Annotated in this window: 20 protein-coding genes; all 20 read left to right on the top strand. The window is 31.3% G+C overall.

Annotated features, from left to right (window positions below; all coding sequences use genetic code 11):
- Positions 1–95: 95 nt before the first annotated feature.
- The 20 genes from GXK57_RS05410 to GXK57_RS05315 all read left to right on the top strand — a co-directional run bounded on the left by GXK57_RS05410 (position 96) and on the right by GXK57_RS05315 (position 17520).
- Positions 96–1007 carry an AraC family transcriptional regulator gene (locus GXK57_RS05410; protein WP_160672588.1) on the top strand — a complete coding sequence of 304 codons (912 nt, stop codon included), beginning with the start codon at positions 96–98 and terminating at the stop codon, positions 1005–1007.
- 485 nt (positions 1008–1492) lie between these two features.
- Positions 1493–2122: an HD domain-containing protein gene (locus GXK57_RS05405; RefSeq protein ID WP_160672585.1), complete on the top strand. Its 630-nt coding sequence runs from the start codon at positions 1493–1495 to the stop codon at positions 2120–2122.
- An 18-nt stretch (positions 2123–2140) separates the two neighbouring features.
- Positions 2141–2980: a thymidylate kinase gene (locus GXK57_RS05400; protein ID WP_160672583.1), complete on the top strand. Its 840-nt coding sequence runs from the start codon at positions 2141–2143 to the stop codon at positions 2978–2980.
- 476 nt (positions 2981–3456) lie between these two features.
- Positions 3457–4572, top strand: coding sequence for a DNA (cytosine-5-)-methyltransferase (locus GXK57_RS05395; RefSeq protein WP_160672580.1), 1116 nt, complete (start codon positions 3457–3459; stop codon positions 4570–4572).
- Positions 4573–4873: 301 nt separating this feature from the next.
- A complete protein-coding gene (locus GXK57_RS05390; protein WP_160672577.1) occupies positions 4874–5389 on the top strand; it encodes an RNA polymerase sigma factor in 516 nt (171 codons plus the stop codon).
- Complete coding sequence (locus GXK57_RS05385) at positions 5386–6165, top strand: hypothetical protein (protein WP_160672574.1); 780 nt, start codon at positions 5386–5388, stop codon at positions 6163–6165. Before GXK57_RS05390 ends, GXK57_RS05385 begins: the two co-directional genes overlap by 4 nt.
- Positions 6162–7037, top strand: a complete 876-nt coding sequence (locus tag GXK57_RS05380; protein ID WP_160672571.1) for an ABC transporter ATP-binding protein — start codon at positions 6162–6164, stop codon at positions 7035–7037. Before GXK57_RS05385 ends, GXK57_RS05380 begins: the two co-directional genes overlap by 4 nt.
- A 13-nt stretch (positions 7038–7050) precedes the next feature.
- Entirely contained in the window at positions 7051–8289 is a 1239-nt protein-coding gene (locus GXK57_RS05375; protein ID WP_160672568.1) for an ABC transporter permease, read from the top strand.
- 191 nt (positions 8290–8480) lie between these two features.
- A complete protein-coding gene (locus GXK57_RS05370; RefSeq protein WP_243156375.1) occupies positions 8481–9008 on the top strand; it encodes a GNAT family N-acetyltransferase in 528 nt (175 codons plus the stop codon).
- A 415-nt stretch (positions 9009–9423) separates the two neighbouring features.
- Entirely contained in the window at positions 9424–9927 is a 504-nt protein-coding gene (locus GXK57_RS05365; RefSeq protein ID WP_160672565.1) for a kinase, read from the top strand.
- A gap of 177 nt (positions 9928–10104) precedes the next feature.
- The gene (locus tag GXK57_RS05360) at positions 10105–10563 is read left to right on the top strand and encodes an HIT family protein (protein WP_160672563.1); all 459 of its coding nucleotides are present in this window, start codon (positions 10105–10107) and stop codon (positions 10561–10563) included.
- A 79-nt stretch (positions 10564–10642) separates the two neighbouring features.
- Positions 10643–11407, top strand: a complete 765-nt coding sequence (locus tag GXK57_RS26980; RefSeq protein ID WP_160672560.1) for a GNAT family N-acetyltransferase — start codon at positions 10643–10645, stop codon at positions 11405–11407.
- A 235-nt stretch (positions 11408–11642) separates the two neighbouring features.
- The gene (locus GXK57_RS05350) at positions 11643–12677 is read left to right on the top strand and encodes a helix-turn-helix transcriptional regulator (protein ID WP_160672557.1); all 1035 of its coding nucleotides are present in this window, start codon (positions 11643–11645) and stop codon (positions 12675–12677) included.
- Between the two features lie 518 nt (positions 12678–13195).
- On the top strand, positions 13196–13600 hold the full coding sequence (locus GXK57_RS05345) for a hypothetical protein (protein WP_160672554.1): 405 nt from the start codon (positions 13196–13198) through the stop codon (positions 13598–13600).
- A gap of 115 nt (positions 13601–13715) precedes the next feature.
- On the top strand, positions 13716–14576 hold the full coding sequence (locus GXK57_RS05340) for a metallophosphoesterase family protein (protein WP_160672551.1): 861 nt from the start codon (positions 13716–13718) through the stop codon (positions 14574–14576).
- Between the two features lie 46 nt (positions 14577–14622).
- Positions 14623–15078 (top strand): GNAT family N-acetyltransferase, encoded by a 456-nt coding sequence (locus GXK57_RS05335; protein ID WP_160672548.1) that lies wholly within the window; start codon positions 14623–14625, stop codon positions 15076–15078.
- Positions 15079–15252: 174 nt separating this feature from the next.
- The gene (locus GXK57_RS05330; RefSeq protein WP_160672545.1) at positions 15253–15441 is read left to right on the top strand and encodes a hypothetical protein; all 189 of its coding nucleotides are present in this window, start codon (positions 15253–15255) and stop codon (positions 15439–15441) included.
- 189 nt (positions 15442–15630) lie between these two features.
- Positions 15631–16122 carry a GNAT family N-acetyltransferase gene (locus tag GXK57_RS05325; protein ID WP_160672542.1) on the top strand — a complete coding sequence of 164 codons (492 nt, stop codon included), beginning with the start codon at positions 15631–15633 and terminating at the stop codon, positions 16120–16122.
- A gap of 17 nt (positions 16123–16139) precedes the next feature.
- Entirely contained in the window at positions 16140–16823 is a 684-nt protein-coding gene (locus GXK57_RS05320; protein ID WP_160672539.1) for a 5'-methylthioadenosine/adenosylhomocysteine nucleosidase, read from the top strand.
- 421 nt (positions 16824–17244) lie between these two features.
- On the top strand, positions 17245–17520 hold the full coding sequence (locus GXK57_RS05315; RefSeq protein WP_160672536.1) for a CD3324 family protein: 276 nt from the start codon (positions 17245–17247) through the stop codon (positions 17518–17520).
- The last annotated feature ends 91 nt before the right edge of the window (positions 17521–17611 follow it).

Genomic DNA, 17611 nt, shown 5'->3' with positions numbered 1-17611 from the left:
AATCTTAGTAGTTAAATATTAGCAGTTTAGGACCAGTTTTATTATATTTACGATGCTATACTATAATTACCACGTGGGAAAGGGTCGGTGAGAACTTGAATTATAATGATGCAATAGAAAGCTGTGTTGAGTTTATAGAGAAAAATATCAAAGATGAGCTAACACCAGAAATAATAGCTAATAAGTGTGGGTATTCCTCCTTCCACTTTTCAAGAGTGTTTAATATCACAAAGGGAATGACTTTGATGGAGTATGTGAAGAAGAGAAGACTTTCCTTGGCTGCAATAGATTTGTTTAGTGGTAAGAAGATAATTGATATAGCTTTAGAATACGGTTTTGAAACTCATAATGGCTTTTCAAAAGCTTTTAAAAAAGAATTTGGATTTAGTCCTAAACAGTATGTAAAACGTATGGATGGTTATTTTGGAAAAAATATAGTATCAGAATTGGGAGTGAAATTTATGAAACCAACTATTATAAAAAAGTCAGCCTTTAAGGTTGTAGGTTATGGCATTAAGACTGATATAACAAATGGTAATTATACAAAGGATATAGCTTCTTTTTGGATTAATTATGATGGTGAAAATCTAGAAAGTAAAATGTATAAAATATTAAATCCACCAAAGCACGGAGAGGTTGGGCTATGTATTCCATCAAGTGAGGAGAATGGAGAGGCAACCTATATGCTTGGTGTTATAGTGGACAATTTCCATGCAGTAACTGAGGATATGCTTACTGTAGAAGTTCCAGAAGCAACCTATGCAGTATTCACAACACCTCCAGTTAACACTGGGACTGAAGCTTTAGATAATGAATTTGCAGATGTTATTAAACAAACCTGGAAATATATTTTTGAACAGTGGTTTAAAAATAGCGGATATGTATTTGATGAAACAAAATTAGATTTTGAATATTATGATGAAAGATGTCATCCAACTACAGGAACCGTAATGGATATTTATGTGCCAGTAAGACACAGGGAGACGGAGATAATGTCCCAGAATTAAATAATACTTTAACCTTAGGCAGTGAAATAACTTGCCTAAGGTTATTTTTTGTCTAGGAAAATATAGAGCTTTTTGCTAGATAGGCCTAGTAGAGCCAAGGACTTAGAACAGATGTTTAGTTAAAACAGTAAAGAAATCTTATTCACCTACCTGATTTTAATAATATACATTGGGAAAGTCAGATATGCAAAAGAGTCACTGAAGAAAGGGAGCATAATCGACTAAAAAGTCACTATGAAATTAAAGCCTTCGAGAAGTGTAAAAGTCATATCTATTCACTAGATAATAACTATGAAAGCTAAGAATTTACAAAATATAAGGCAAAGGCTGGTAAGCTTTCATGCAGAAACATGGTGCTTACAAAATATGTTATAATATAAGTAGCAACAAATTTGAAATTAAAACTAACAGTGCTTTTAAGAGCTACTAGATATAAGTCAAATAACTAAGAATAGGCTGACAAGCCAAAAGCATAGGAGGATAATATGTTTCCAAGTAGAGAAATGGCTGAAAAGGAATTAGAAATAGCAAAACAATTAAACCCTGGACCATGGATAGAGCATTCTATAAACGTTGGATTAGCAGCTGAAATTATTGCTAAAAAATGTGGTGATCTTAATACAGATAAAGCATATGTCTTAGGCCTTCTCCATGATATAGGCAGAAGGTATGGGGTAAGTGCCAGAAGACATATTATTGATGGATATAGATATATGATAGAAAAAGGCTGGGAAGAGGCTGGAAGAATATGTCTAACACATTCTTATCCAGTTCAAGATTTTGATAAAGAAATTGGAAAGAATGACATGAATGACGAGGAAAGTAACTTTGTAAGTGATTTCTTAAAGGGGATAGCTTATGATGACTATGATAGGCTTTTGATTCTTTGCGACTCTATAGCAGATGATCAAGGTTTTTGTATGCTTGAAAAGAGATTCGTTAATACAACGAGGAGATATGGAACATTTTCATTTACAGTAGAACGTTGGAATTCAACCTTTGAAATAAAAGAGTATTTTGAGAAAAAAATGGGTTGTTCTGTGTATGATATTCTCCCAAATGTAAAGGAGACTACCTTCATAGAGGGGCCACTTTGGAAGCCACCGGTAAAATAATGATTTTAGGAGAGAGTTATGGAAAATAAACTTATATTGGTAGAAGGCATACCAGGAGCAGGCAAGACCACTACAGCAAGAAAATTAAAGGAAAAGTTAATATCTGAGGGGAAAAAGGTAGTACTATACGAAGAAGGAATGTCTCATCCTGCAGATATGGCATGGAACGCTTATTTAAGTGAAGACGAATACATAGATTTTTTATCAAAATGCTGGGACATGTGGGAAGCTTCAGAAAAGGCAATTAGAAAAGAAGAACTAACCCTTAGTATTGAAAAGCAAGCTAGAAAAGAAGACAACCATGTCATCTTGGCCTACACAAAAATAAACTTCCCGGAAGATTGCTATTGGAGTTTAATAGGAGAAGTAGCGTCAAAAGAAATCTGTGATGGTAGACGGAGCTTAGAGGAGTTTAAGGAAATACACTTAAAGCGATGGGGGAGATTTGCAGAGCAAGCCTTGCTAGATGATGCTATTTATATCTTTGAGTGCGCATTTTTACAAAATCATATTTTTGAGTTATTAGGCGTATACGAAAAAAGTGATGAAGAAATATTTTTACATCTTAGTGAATTATTAAATAAAGTTAAAGCCTTAAACCCATGTATTGTATATATTGAACCTAATGACGTTGAAAAAGTACTGATGAAAGCAGCTGAGGAAAGAAAAGCACCTGATGTATCAAGGAAAGACTGGATTGATGAGATTGCTTATTGGGTTAGCAATATGAATTATGGAAAGAGACATGATCTAAAAGGCAAAGAAGGTGTAGTTACCTTTTGCAAGGAAAGATTAAGAATAGATAAGGTTATGCTTGAAAAGCTAGACATCCCAGTAAATATAGTTAAAAGAGATTAATATATTAGACGTCAATGTATTAAGTCTAAAAGAAAATAATGAATAATAAGCTTACTTTTGATTTTGAAGATTCAATAGATAAGGGAAATTTCAGTATAGCAGGCATTTTTATTATAAAAAGTAATAGTTAGATCTATGAAAAATACTTTGATTGATATACGAAAGGTTATACCGTACATGTAGTCTCTGTAAAAAAGGCATAATATCAGCTCTCATTGGTATTGACATAGATAGAAGATATGTTAAAAATGTGGAGCAGAAGATATTAGAATTGTTTCTCAACTAATGTGAGAGTTTATTCTCAGGTTGCGTTATAGGATTGCCTCAGTGGCTGTGTTAGCATTAACTTATTGGATATGTACCACTTAAAATATGAGAAACATTATCTAAAATTAACTAGTTTAAATAGAGGGAAAGTGAATAACATTAACTATATTTATAAGTGGGCAGCCTTATAATTAAAGGGGGATAATTCTATGACAAAGATTAAGCTTAAGATTGCAGAGCTGAGAAAAGCCAAAGGTGTAGGACAACAGGATCTGGCAGAGGTATTAGGTGTATCATTTCAATCCGTTAGTAAGTGGGAAACTGGAACGAATATGCCGGATATTACCTTACTGCCAAGTATAGCTGAGTACTTTAATGTTAGTGTTGATCAGTTATTAGGGTTAAAGCCACTACAGCAACTGGCCTATATACCAAGAGATTCGGATTACCGTGATGGATGGAATGGAAAGACTGATAAGCTTTATAAAAATAGAAAACACTTTTGGAATGATGATTACCTAAAATTTATAGTAAAGGATGTTTGGCGAGTACAAGCCCCAATACACATTATTGATTTTAGGTGCGGAGAAGGGTATCTAGGAAAGCAACTTCTTGAGATTTTGCCATATGGAAGTACATATACAGGAGTAGACAACGAGTATTTTGTCAATAAAGCTAAACTGTGCTTTAGTGATAGTGGATTTGATGTGAATTTTATAATATCAGATATATATTCATTTGAAACATTTGAAAAATATGATATAGCTATTTGTCAAGCTGGTCTAAGGCATATGAATGAGCCAAAAGAAATACTAAAGAAAATGATAAGTTCTGTGAAAAAAGATGGTATTGTTGCTTGTATAGATGTTAACAGAGAGTTTGAGAATGCAGGCTTATATTTAGATGATATTAGCTATGAGTATCTTTGTACAGCCTTTGATTTTCATAAGCTGTGGAGGAAAGAGCTAGAATGTGAAGGAAGGGATTATGCTATAGGAATGAGGCTACCATTCTATATGCAGCAGTTAGGACTAAAAGATATTGATATACGTATGAATGACAGGGTAATGTATGTAAATCCTAATATACAGGACTATGAGGAGAATTTACAAGACTTCATTGAAATCAATGGTTGGGATAAAGCTTTAAGTATATCAAATCAAGAGAACATAGTTGAAGTATTCATGAGCAGAGGAATGGATAGATCAGAAGCAGAAGCCTATATTAAAATGCAAGCAAAAATAGGAGAGTATTTTAAAAGTAATAAAGCTAGGAAATCTTTTTTAAAGGTACAAGGTCTGCTTATTTCATATGGAAGAAAATGAGCATAAATAGACTAGTATATCTATAATATATTGTTGTACAAGATACAAGTAATTACTTACATTTCATGGTTATCTATTTTGAACTATATCATAATGAATGAGGTATATGGTCCTGGGCTTCGAGATAAATTGCCTAGGACTATTTTTTATGCAATAGAATGTAAAAAAGTTATGGCCTAAACCTGGTAATATTAATGCAGCAGAGTAGTTTATTAGTAATAAAATAAAAAAAATAATACTTTATTGACTTTTTTTAATGCAAAAACGTTATAGTGTATGAAACGTTTCGGAGGGGATAATAGTGGATGATACTGAACTAATATTACAAATAAAGAATGGAAAAACACAATCACTTGATGACTTAATAAAAAAGCACTATGAAAAAGTATACTACTATTGTTACAGACATGTAGATAATAAGCAGGCTGCGCAAGATTTAACACAGGAAGTTTTCATGAAAGTAATAAAAAACATAGAAGATTATAAGCACTATGGTAAATTTCAAAATTACCTTTATGCAATTGCAGGCAATACATGCAAAGACTTTTATAAAAAAGAATCTCATTATATCTTAAAAGATATAGAAGAAGCTACGTCTGAAGAAAGTATTTGTAAATTAGAGGATAAAGTAGTGATTAAAGAAGCGCTGAATAAACTTTCAGAAAAACAGCGAGAAATAATAATTCTGAGGTTTTATCAGGATTTAAAAATTAAAGATATTGCTAAAATTATGAATTCCGGTGTTTCTATAACAAAGTATAGACTAAAAAAGGCTATGGAAGTAATTGGCCTTTATTTGGAAGGAGGACAACTATGAATAATAAGGAAAGAGAAATAAAGAAAGCACTAAGTAACTATACTGTGCCTAGTTATGATAAGGATGCACCTATGAAATTGATTGAGCTAATTCATGAAGAGGCCTCAAGTTTAAAAAAGCATAGGACAACTAATATGCAATTTCTTTTATCACAAATAGGTTTTATTAGAAAAAGAACATGGATTCTTCAAATTACAATTTTAGTAGGTTTATGTTTTATTTTCTATAAGTTGAGAAGTGAAGCTTTATTAGACTTCAGAACTTTTTCTTTAATGTCCATTTTAGCGCCTCTTTTAGTCCTTATAAGTATTGACGAAATATCTAGAATTTACAATAAAAGCATGCTAGAAATTGAATTTTCAACAAAGAATTCAATAAAAAAAGTTTTGGCAAGCAGAATGCTTATATTGGGAATGGTAGATTGTATTGCATTAATAATTATGATGATATTTGTAGGAGTGTCGATAGATGTAAGTGTGCTTAGGGTTATTATGTATACACTTGTACCTTTCAATTTAGTATGTACTGGCTTTATGGTAATTATGAAGTATTTAAAAGGTAGAGAACTTAGCTATGCCTGTGTCGGTTATAGCGGGGGACTAATAGCTATTGTACTATTAGCAAAATTTAATGATTTAGGAATTTATGCTCAGGATTTTATATCAGTTTGGATTTTTGTTTATGTTGCTACTACAATGGCTCTTTTTATTGAAATTAAAAGCTTATGGAAGAGATTAAATATATTTGAGGAAGTTTTTAAGGAGGAAGTTATATGAATTTATCCATAGAAAGATTGACTAAGAAATATGAAAGTAAATTAGCAGTGGATGACATTTCTTTGAATTTACAGGAAGGTGTATATGGACTTTTAGGGGCAAATGGAGCTGGTAAGACAACTTTAATGAGAATGATTTGTGGAGTATTAACTCCAACTTTAGGTGAAGTTAAATTAGATGGTAAAAATAATATAGACTTGGGGGAAGATTATAGGGATTTGATAGGATATCTACCTCAAGATTTTGGTTATTATCCTGATTTTACAGCAAAGGAATTTATGTTATATATAGCATCTTTAAAAGGCTTAATGCCAGGCTTTGCAAAGGAAAAAACTAATGAACTATTAAATATGGTAGGCTTAGAGTCGGTTGCAAAGAAAAAAATTAGGACTTTTTCAGGAGGAATGAAACAAAGACTAGGAATTGCTCAAGCTGTATTAAATGATCCTAAAATATTAGTTTTAGATGAGCCAACAGCCGGATTAGATCCAAAAGAGAGAGTAAGGTTTCGTAATCTAATATCAGATTTTTCTAAAGAGAAAATAGTAATATTGTCTACTCATATTGTATCTGATATTGAGTATATAGCAAACGAGATTCTTATAATGAAAAGTGGGACTATCGTTGCAAAAAATTCAGTAGATGAATTAATAAAAGAAATCTCAAATTGTGTGTGGAAATGTACAGTATCAAGATCAATGGCGGATAATATGTGTACTAAATATTGCATTATAAATCTACAACATAATAATGATAATTCTGTAGATTTAAGGATAGTTAGTGATAGTAAGCCAATAGATGATGCAATTAATGTACAACCATGTTTGGAAGATTTGTATTTATATCATTTTCAAGATAGGTTAGAGGTGTAAAGGGGGAGCATTTATGTTTAGTTTAATAAAGTTTGAACTTATGAAGTTGGCAAAAAAGAGAACTAATATTATAACTGTATTGGTGGGGGTAATGTTAACTATAATATTTTTTTCATTACTGGTTATAAATTTTAATGGCTTTGATTCAAATGTAAAAGGCTTTAAGGCAATAGCTTTAGAAAGAGAAAACATGAAAAAGCTTTCCAATAAACTAACAGAAGAGCAAGTAACAAAAGATATTAAAGAATATCAAAATATATATTCTAATCCCAAAAATTTTGAAAAAGATATAAACGGGAGTAATTCCCTTAAAGAAGATGTCTTTGATAAGCTTATAATGCCAAAGTATGATTACCTTTGGATGTTAGCTAAAAACTACACTAAGATAGATTCTGATTGCGATGTTTCTAATTTGGCCAAAATTAACTTAAAAAATGGGGCGGAATTTTATAAAGCTAGAGATATCAAGATTTCCAATTTGCTAAATGAAAATCATAAAGGAGGCAATTACTCTGAGCAAGAAAAGAAATTTTGGATTGACAAAAACTCTAAGGTACAAAAGCCATACACTTATGGGTATCATGAAGGTTGGGAGTCAATGCTTGGTATTTTCGGATCATTAATTTTTATGCTTTTAGCTATATGCATAACTGTTGCACCAGTATTTGCTGGTGAGTATCAATGTAGAGCTGATGCTGTGATTCTATCATCTAAATACGGCAAAACCAAGCTAATCAGAGCCAAGATAATAGCAACATTTATATTTGTGACTATAGTGTTCTTTTTAAATATTATATTTGCAGTAGGAATACCTTTATTAGCCTTTGGAGTTGATGGGTGGAATCTACCTATTCAAATTTATGATACGATTGCACCTTATAATGTCACCTTTGCCTCATGTACCTTAATAAGTGTTTGTATATTTTATCTAGTCACCCTTGGGGTAGTATCCTTAACACTGTTTTTATCAGCTAAATTTAAATCATCATACACTGTCCTAATAATCGACATAGCCATTTTATTTATTTCCTTGTTTATGAGTGATGGTGCTGATAACGGTTTATATGAACATATATTATATCTACTGCCCTACGAAAAATCAATGTGGCATGAATTCAAATCTTATTTATCATATTCCTTCGGTGGGATAACGTTAAGTTTAATATCAATGCGTGCGTTAGTTTATTCAGTAATGATTATTGGCTTTTTACCATTCATAGGAAATGCTTTTCGAAAACATCAAGTACAATAAGTTAAAGGGACAGGGGAATGGAGCTAGTGTCCCTATATAGGATAAATAAATAAAGTAATCCTTTTAATCTCTCACAAAAATTTGGTACAATATATAAAGTAAGTATTTGTATATATATGTATATATTTGAATATGGGCCTTAAGAATCCATATGACTTAGTGAAATAATGTTGAGAGGTCGTGATTTATAAGTGGAAAAGGTTTGTTTAGTTTGTCCTTCCATGGACCATAAGGCTTCATACATTGAGATGATGGAAGAATGGGAAGCCACAAAGGAGCATATTTATCCAGGTAAAATAAGAAGAGATGGTACTGATTATAATAGCTGGTTAGAAACTTTAGAAGCACATAAAAAAAGAGAAACCTGTCCGGTGCACCTTTCCACTTCGGATACTTTCTTTTTGGTAAATGAGGAGAATAGCTTGCTAGGTGCGGTTAGCATAAGGCATTATTTAAATGAGCAGCTTCTACGGTTAGGTGGGCATATAGGTTATGGAATAAGACCAAGCCAAAGAAGAAAAGGTTATGCAACTAAAATGTTGAAATTAGCTCTTGAAAAGTGTAGAAATATGGGAATAAAGCAAGTTTTAATAACCTGTGACAAAGATAATATAGGTTCAGCAAAGACTATCCTTGCCAATGCTGGAGTTCTCGAAAATGAGATAACCGAGGATAATGGAAATATAGTTCAAAGGTATTGGATATCAATCAAAGATTAGTAATTAAGGTATAAGTTAAAGAAAGGTCTACTTAACTAAGTACATTTAGATAGAAGATGTACCACTTTATTTTAAGATTTTGATTTTAAAATAATAAGTAAAAAGATTTAAGAATACATTCCTAATTAAAGTAAGGTATCTAATAAATTTTAAATAAAATCTATAGTTATCAAATTTCACTATTAATTTAAATATGCCCGATGATCTTCAGAAACAAGGATTATCGAACAAGTATAAACTAAGTTTTTATAAAGGATACCTATATAGAGTTCCTAACTTAACTATTATTTTATACATGGCTGAAAATCACCAAAAGCGGTGATTATTAAGCAGGTATAAATTAGGTTTCGATATAGGAACTCTTTGAATTTTAATACCACATTGAAATAATGTACTTCAGAAGGGTGTGTAGTTTATGAGTAAAGACGCAAAGTTAATAATATTAAGAGGTAATTCTGGGAGTGGTAAAAGTACTACAGCCAAAGCCTTACAAAAGAAATTTGGACAAGGAACAATGTTGATTCCCCAGGATGTTGTTAGAAGAGATATGCTATCTGTAAAGGATGGACCAGATACAGAGGCGGTACAATTATTAATTGACCTTGTGCTATATGGGAAGAAGCATTGCAATATCATAATTTTAGAAGGCATATTAAATGCAAGTTGGTACAGAAGATTATTTGAAACCATACTTGAGGAGTTTAATGATAAAGTTTTTGCGTACTATTTTGATATACCTTTTGAAGAAACCTTAAATCGCCATAAGTTAAAACCTAATGCTAAAGAGTTTGGAGAAAAAGAAATGAGACAATGGTGGAAGGAAAAAGACTTATTAGGTATTATTCCAGAGGTAGATATACATAAAGAATCAGGTATAGATGAAACAGTGGAGACGATCTATCAGCATGTCCTTGGATAATATATTACTAAAGTTATAATATAAACAAGTTCTATCATAAATCTATTTCTTAAATTATTTTAGGCTTTATCACAAAAATTTGGAGATACAAATTTTATCACTAAAGGGTACCAGCTATAATGAATTAATACTTAAAATTAATAAGCGCTGAAAGTACAGCGATTTATGGAGGCAAATATGTGTTTTATATGCGATAGGATTTCTATGATAAAAGAAGGAACAAATAAGTACTTTGTAAAGGAATTAGAAACAGGTTATGTAGTTATTGGAGATAATCAGTTCTTTAAAGGGTATACCTTGTTTCTCTGTAAAGTTCATAAAACAGAATTAAGTATGTTGAATAATGAGTTTAAATTAAAGTTTTTAGAGGAAATGTCAATTGTAGCAGAAGCTGTAGAAAAAGCCACTGGTTGTGAAAAGATGAATTACGAAATGTTAGGTAATGGAGATTCTCACATGCATTGGCACCTGTTCCCAAGAAGGCAAAATGATTTGGGACAGTATGGTATCAACGGAAAAGGACCTGTTTGGTGGTATCCGCAAGAAAAAATGTATGATGATTCCACAATACCTAATGAAGAAGAATTAAAAGAATTGAAAGAAAAGCTTATATTAGAGTTAAATAAACTAATATAATACAAATTGAAACTTGATTGAATTATATGAGCATAATATTATGGGACAATCTTAAAATAGATAAGCTCAGAGGTGTTTTATGAGTTTAAAATATATTAAAGCAAAAAGAGAAGATGCAGACTTGCTAATAGAAATATATAATCAATCCTTTTATGAGGACTATACTAAATATGGAGAATGCCCTGCTTATGGAAAATCAAAAGAGAGTATGGAAGCTTCCATTGAAAAGTCCCCTAAGTTTATAATATACAATGATGATATTCCCGTTGGAGCTGTTTCGATTTTAGATAGGGGAGAGGGAGAGTACTATCTGGGATGTCTTTGTGTAGTACCAGATTATCAGAATAGAGGAATTGGACAACATGCAATTAATTATGTACTTGATTATTATTCTGATTGGAAGAAGGTAACATTAATAACTCCAGCAGATAAGGATAAGAATATAAGTTTTTATACAAAGAAGTGTGGCTTCAAGATAGATGGTACAGAGATGGATGGAAATGTGAAGGTAGTCCATTTAATAATGGAGAGAAATGAACTGTTATGCAAAGATAAAGTTTCTTTCAAACTTTTGATAGAAGGCGCTTTTACAGTAGAAGGTAGAGGTGTTGTTGCTTGTGGGAGAGTAAGCTTAGGAGAGATATCTCCTGGTAATGATATTTGTATTGTTGATGAGACAGGGATTATAAAAATACACGCACGAGTTTCTGAAATAGATTACGGATTCATAAGTAAATCACCTATTCCAAAATCAGCAATAGAAGGCTGGAATGTGGGGCTTTTATTTACAGAAGTAACTCTAGAAGAAATTAGTATAGGTAACTATATTGTTATCGAAAAATAAAAGTATAGATGTATCATTTTGAACTGGAATCTATTTTCAAATGAAGTAATGTATTAACCAATGGTTAATTTTTATGAAGGAAAAGTGAAAGTACTTCAATTGTTTAAGTTATAAAATATTGATATGATTTAGGTAACGAAGGCCTAAGTTATTATTTATAAAGATGTATTGCTTTTATTTGAAAATATATCATCTATTACGAAGCGGTATTTCTATAAGCAAAGGAGTTTACTTTATGAGAATAGGTGAGATCATTAGAAATTGCAGGAAAAAAGAAAATCTTACTCAAGAACAGGTTGCTAACTATCTAAGCATAACCACACCAGCAGTGAACAAATGGGAAAATGGAATATCCTATCCAGACATAACGCTGCTATCACCTCTTGCGAGAATTCTAAAAGTTGATGTTAATACTTTATTAGCTTTTAATGAGGAGTTAACTGAAGCGGAAGTTAACAAATTTGGAAGAGACGTAAGCGAAATGGTATCCAAAGAGGGATATGAAAAAGCTTTTGAGATGGGTAGTGATTTAATTAAGCAATACTCAAACTGTGATGAATTAATATTAAGAGTAGCTTCAATGCTAAGACTATTTCTAGTTTCACAGCAAATTGATAATAAAGATAAATATGAAGAAAAAATAATTGCTTGGATTGAGCTTGTAGCTTCCGGCAACAATGAAAAAACAGCAACTATGGCAAAGATATCATTAGTGGCAATTTACAGAGATAGAGAAGAATATGAAAAAGCTGAGGAGATACTGCGCAAACTTCCTAATTTAGAGATGGATTATAGTAAAAAGCTTCAACAGATACTGCTACTTAAAAGTATGAATAAGATAGACGAAGCTTATGATGTTTGTGAGCAAATGCTGTTCAAAACTGCTCACGAGGCCATTGGTATTTTGGTTTTGATGGCAGAGATGTCTCTAAAAGAAAATAAATCAATTGATACAGAAGACTATATAGAACGGGCTAAAAAATTAGTTGAAGTCTTTGAGCTAGGAGCATACCAAAAGTACAGCTTAGATTTATATCTAGCGAAAGAAAACAAAGATAAAGAAAAAGCTATAGAATTAATAGTAAATATGGTAAAGGAAGCAGAAACCATGAGCATCATGGTTTCAAAGCTGTACAAACATAGAAAATGGAAGGTTACCAAAAGATTGAGCAAAGACAAATATGAAAGCCTAGCGAAAGGAATAATCAAAAAGAATAAAGAACTTGATTTTGTAAAAGATGACCCTAGAATAAAATTTCTACTGGAATAAAACCAAAACTGACAAACAACTCAGCTCAAAATATAGAATTAATAAATAGCTTTAACCGTTGATCTTAATTGGTTAAGGCTATCTTTCTGTCTAGGAATCCCCATGGAGGATAAATCTCAAACAAATTATGATGTGAAAGTTTTTATTTTTCGTAGGAATCGCTGATGAAGGCTAAAGTCCTCGCAGAAGTATAATGAGAAAGAGCCTGACTTTTTCGTAGGAAAGTATAAAAATTCTTATTAGCTAAATATAGAAATATCAAGGATTTAGATTAGTTTGTTGGTGTGAGAATTAAAAAAGTTTATTATCCTTACATATTGTCTTCATATAAATTTGGAAAGGCATATGAGGGAAAGATTCAAGCATAAGAGTTAATTTTGAATATATGGTATAATAAGGTATGAGGCTTTGGGTCAAAATAAGGCCTAATAGCAATGGTCTTTATATTCTAAGAAAAGTGCTTTCTCAAATAAAATATAGATTAGAAAGCAGATTCAATTTATCCTAGGAGGAATCTTATGCATTATATAAAGGCAGTTTTTAATGCAGATAATTGTGGTATATTAGCTTACGGATTTAAGGTAAATATGCTATGTAAAGAACTGGAAATTACATATAATAATTTTCAGGGAGGTTACACAACTAAAGGTATAAAACTAAACGATAATCAATATGCTCATTTACAGCGGTTATTGAAAGTGAAGAATTTTAAAGCTTCAAATATGAATATGGAAAGATATTATTTAGTTATGGATCCATATGAGTGGACTTTACAATGCATATCAGATGATGGAAGTCCTATGTTAGATATTTCATGTATAAACGGAGAGTTAATTCCACCAAAGCCTATTAGTATTTTAGTAGAATATGTTGTAAGCATTGGAATAGAGGTAGAACTATTGAAAAGAATGAGATTATTTTGATGGTAATAAGAAAGTCAGATGTGTAAAAAAAGCTCAATTAAGCGACTTTTTCATTATAGTAAATTGAAATTCAATGCTTAATTGTAAAGTAATAATTCCAATTTGGAGGGAGAAAATGGATATAGCAGTTTTATCAGACATTCATGGCAATTACGTAGCTTTAGAGCGATGCCTTGAATATGCATTTTCAAAGAATATTAGTAAGTTTATTTTTCTTGGAGATTATATTGCTGAATTAGCATACCCTGAAAGAACAATGAAGATATTATATGAATTGAATGAAAAATATAAATGCTACTTCATCAAAGGTAACAAGGAGGATTATTGGCTTAATTACCGTGCTGGTGGTGAAAAAGGCTGGAAAGATAATAATTCTGCCAGTGGTTCTTTAATATATTCATACAAAGCTCTTACATCAAAAGATTTGGCCTTTTTTGAGCAATTACAGCCAGCAAAGGAAATAATCTATGGTGCTATGCCGCCAATAACTATTTGTCACGGCTCACCTAATAAGGTAAATGAAAAACTATTGCCAGATAATGCGAAGACTATAGAAATCATGAACAGTACAAAAACGTCAATAATTTTATGTGGACATACTCATATTCAAAGAAAGATTGTACATAATGAGAAAGTTGTTCTAAATCCAGGATCAGTAGGAGTACCTCTTTATAGTGGTGGAAAGACTCAGCTTTTAATATTGCATGGCAATGATGGAGCATGGTCGGAAGAGTTTATTAGTCTTGAATATGACTATCTACGAGTAATCAGAGAACTTCATGAAGTTAAGCTTAATGAACATGCACCCTATTGGAGTCTAGTAACTGAAAATATTCTCAGTGGAAAGGATATTTCTCATGGAAAAGTCTTATCAAGAGCAGTGGACTTATGTATAAAGGAAACTGGTGAATGCGTTTGGCCTGATATACCTGAAAGGTATTGGAAGCAGGCAGTAAATGAATTAATAGACTTATAGAATTAGTGAATCATTGCACATCAGATGGATGGATATAGGGGGAACTATGAGTATATATTTAAAGGATATAGATGATCAGAATTGGGAGCAATGCATTATGTTAACTACTAATAAAGAAGGAAAACATTTTATCTGCGAGGAATTTGTTGCTTCAAATGCTTTGTCTATTGCCCAATCAAAAATTCAAAAGGGATGGATTACAAAAGCAATATATGATGAAGATATTATGATTGGGTTCACAATGTATGGTTTTTGCTATGAACATAATTTTTATGAGATATGTAGGATTATGATAGACTACAAATATCAGGGAAAAGGTTATGGAAAGAGAGCACTAGGAAAAATCATTGAAGAAATGAAAAACTTTAAGGATTGTAATGAAGTTTTTTTATCCTTTGATACAGAAAATCAAATTGGTAAGAAACTTTATGAAAGCTTTAACTTCAAGTCTACAGGTAGAATAATCGATGATGAATTATTATATAGTTTAAGCTTAAAGTAACTTATGACGTTTTTATTCTAAACTTATAAAATGTTTTATCATGGTGTAAGGAAAGATATCTTTCTCAGTTGCATTATATTTATTAGATCAGTATATAATCTGCTTTTCTTGTAGTATAATAAAACATATATGTAAATATAAGTATGATGAAATATATTTCAAGAGGTGGACAATATGAGAAATAGATTTCTTAAAATGTGTGTACCATTTGGCGCAGTGTTTCTTTTTATAAACCTTATGTTTAAAAACATGACAGATTTTACTAAGGGATACTTTGAGGGCATGGCATTAAGCTTTTTTGCAATAGGTATAATTTATTATGGTTATTGCTTAATAAAAAGACAAAGTTCTTATACTAGATGAAAATCTTAATGTTTAGGGATTAAGAAGAATACTCGGTACCAATAGGAAGCCTATATTTTATTTGAAATTCGGCTTTCTGTTTTTTTATTTTAAATTAGAGATAGTGTGGAATAAATATCAGCATAAGACTTATATGATGATACTAGCTATTGAAGTATATACAATAAAGTCTGCAGGAGGAATAGAGATATGAACATTGAAATAAGAGCATATGATAAAAATGATGTTAAGGAAGCAATTTCTATCTGGAATCAGGTGGTTGAAGATGGTGTTGCCTTTCCACAAACGGACTTTTTTACAGAGATAAGTGGAGATAAATTTTTTACTGAGCAAACTTTTACAGGAATCGCCTATGATAAGAATAGTAAAGAAATTGTTGGACTTTATATACTTCACCCTAATAACATAGGGCGTTGTGGACATATTTGCAATGCCAGCTATGCAGTAAAGAAGGGTATGCGTGGTCAGCATATTGGTGAAAAACTTGTTATACATTGCATGAATAAAGGAAAAGAATTTGGTTTTAGAATCTTACAGTTTAATGCAGTTGTTAAGTCTAATGTAAATGCTCTTCATCTATATGAAAAACTTGGATTTATAAAACTAGGGGTTATTCCTCAAGGTTTTATGATGAAAGATGGAACCTACGAAGATATTATTCCACATTATCATACACTATAATTAAAGGAAGTGAATATATGAGAATAGGAATTATAGGACCATCAGAAAATGAGATAGTACCTTTCATTGATAAAATACATAGTAAAAAGGTAGAAGCCTATGCAATGTTAAAGTTTTATAGCGGTGAATATGGCAATAAAGATGTGGTAGCACTTTACTGTGGTGTTTGCAAGGTCAATGCAGCTATTGCGACTCAAATACTTATAGACAAGTTTAATATCACCCATGTTATAGTAACTGGCGTTGCGGGGGGGATTGATAGTGTATTGAAGGTTGGAGATACTGTCATTTCAACAGAGATTGCATATCATGATGTTGAGGCTGGTATATTAACAGAGTATCATCCTTGGATGGATAATATATATTTTAAAGCCGATAATACCTTGGTTGATCTTTGCAAAAAGGTGGTAGAAGAGAATGAGTTTAGGCAAAAAATACTATTTGGAAGAATTGTTACTGGTGAAGCATTTATAAGTGATAGTGGCAGAGAAGATATAATTGAAAAATATAATCCGCTATGTGTAGACATGGAAACAGCTAGTATTGCACATGTATGTTATGTAAACAAGATTCCATTTATAGCAATAAGGTCAATAACTGACACCGAAGATGAAAGTGGAGCAGAGGTCTTTGAAAATAACTGTGTATCTGTTGCAAACAATTCTATTGAGGTATTAGAAAAATTAATCGAGAAAATTTAGAGAATAGATAAGTATGGACTTATTAAGCATTAATTGACAAAGAGATTGACTTTTTGCATATAATAAATTAGAGGCATGTCTAAGAATATTGCTTTAGATTAGCAACTATAGGAAAGCTTTTATATTAGTAAAGAATTATAACTAAATCACTATAGTAATAGACACTTAATTTTAGAAATATTCTTTAGTGGCACAGAAATGAGATTTAATAAAATTGACATAACTTACTTAAATGGTATAATGTTGAATAAAAAAGGAAGTGATTTAAGATGTTATTATCCATAGTAGTAAGCTCCATGCAAAGATTTGATATATGAAAAACTTTTGCCTGGAGCCAATATTTAAATATTGAGTTTTTCATATTTGGATAAATCTTTGCATCTTCATTTAGATAATAAATGTAGATTGGAGCGAAGAAAAGATGAAATATGAAAAAGCAGAAAATATATTGCCCCACAATATAATTGAGCTTCTTCAAAATTATATTGATGGTGGATATATCTATATACCTAGAAAAGATGAAAACAAAAAATCCTGGGGAGAAAATACTGAAACTAAAACTTATCTTGAAAATCGAGATAAAGAGATATTTAATAAGTACTCTTCTGGAGTGGCGGTTAAAGTATTAGCTGAGCAGTATTTCTTAACAGATAGCAGTATTAGAAGAATAATTAGGAAGCAAAAAAAATATGAATAATTATATAAGGCATATTTTTCACAGTTATAGCTATGAAAAATATGCCTTTTTGATGTCTTCCAATGGGGCATGAATGCTAAGGTTCTAATAA

This window comes from Clostridium sp. C8-1-8, from assembly GCF_009928445.1.
Taxonomy (GTDB): domain Bacteria; phylum Bacillota; class Clostridia; order Clostridiales; family Clostridiaceae; genus Clostridium_AR.
The sequence above is the reverse complement of the archived record's forward strand: the minus strand, read 5'-3'. Positions and strand labels throughout refer to the sequence as shown.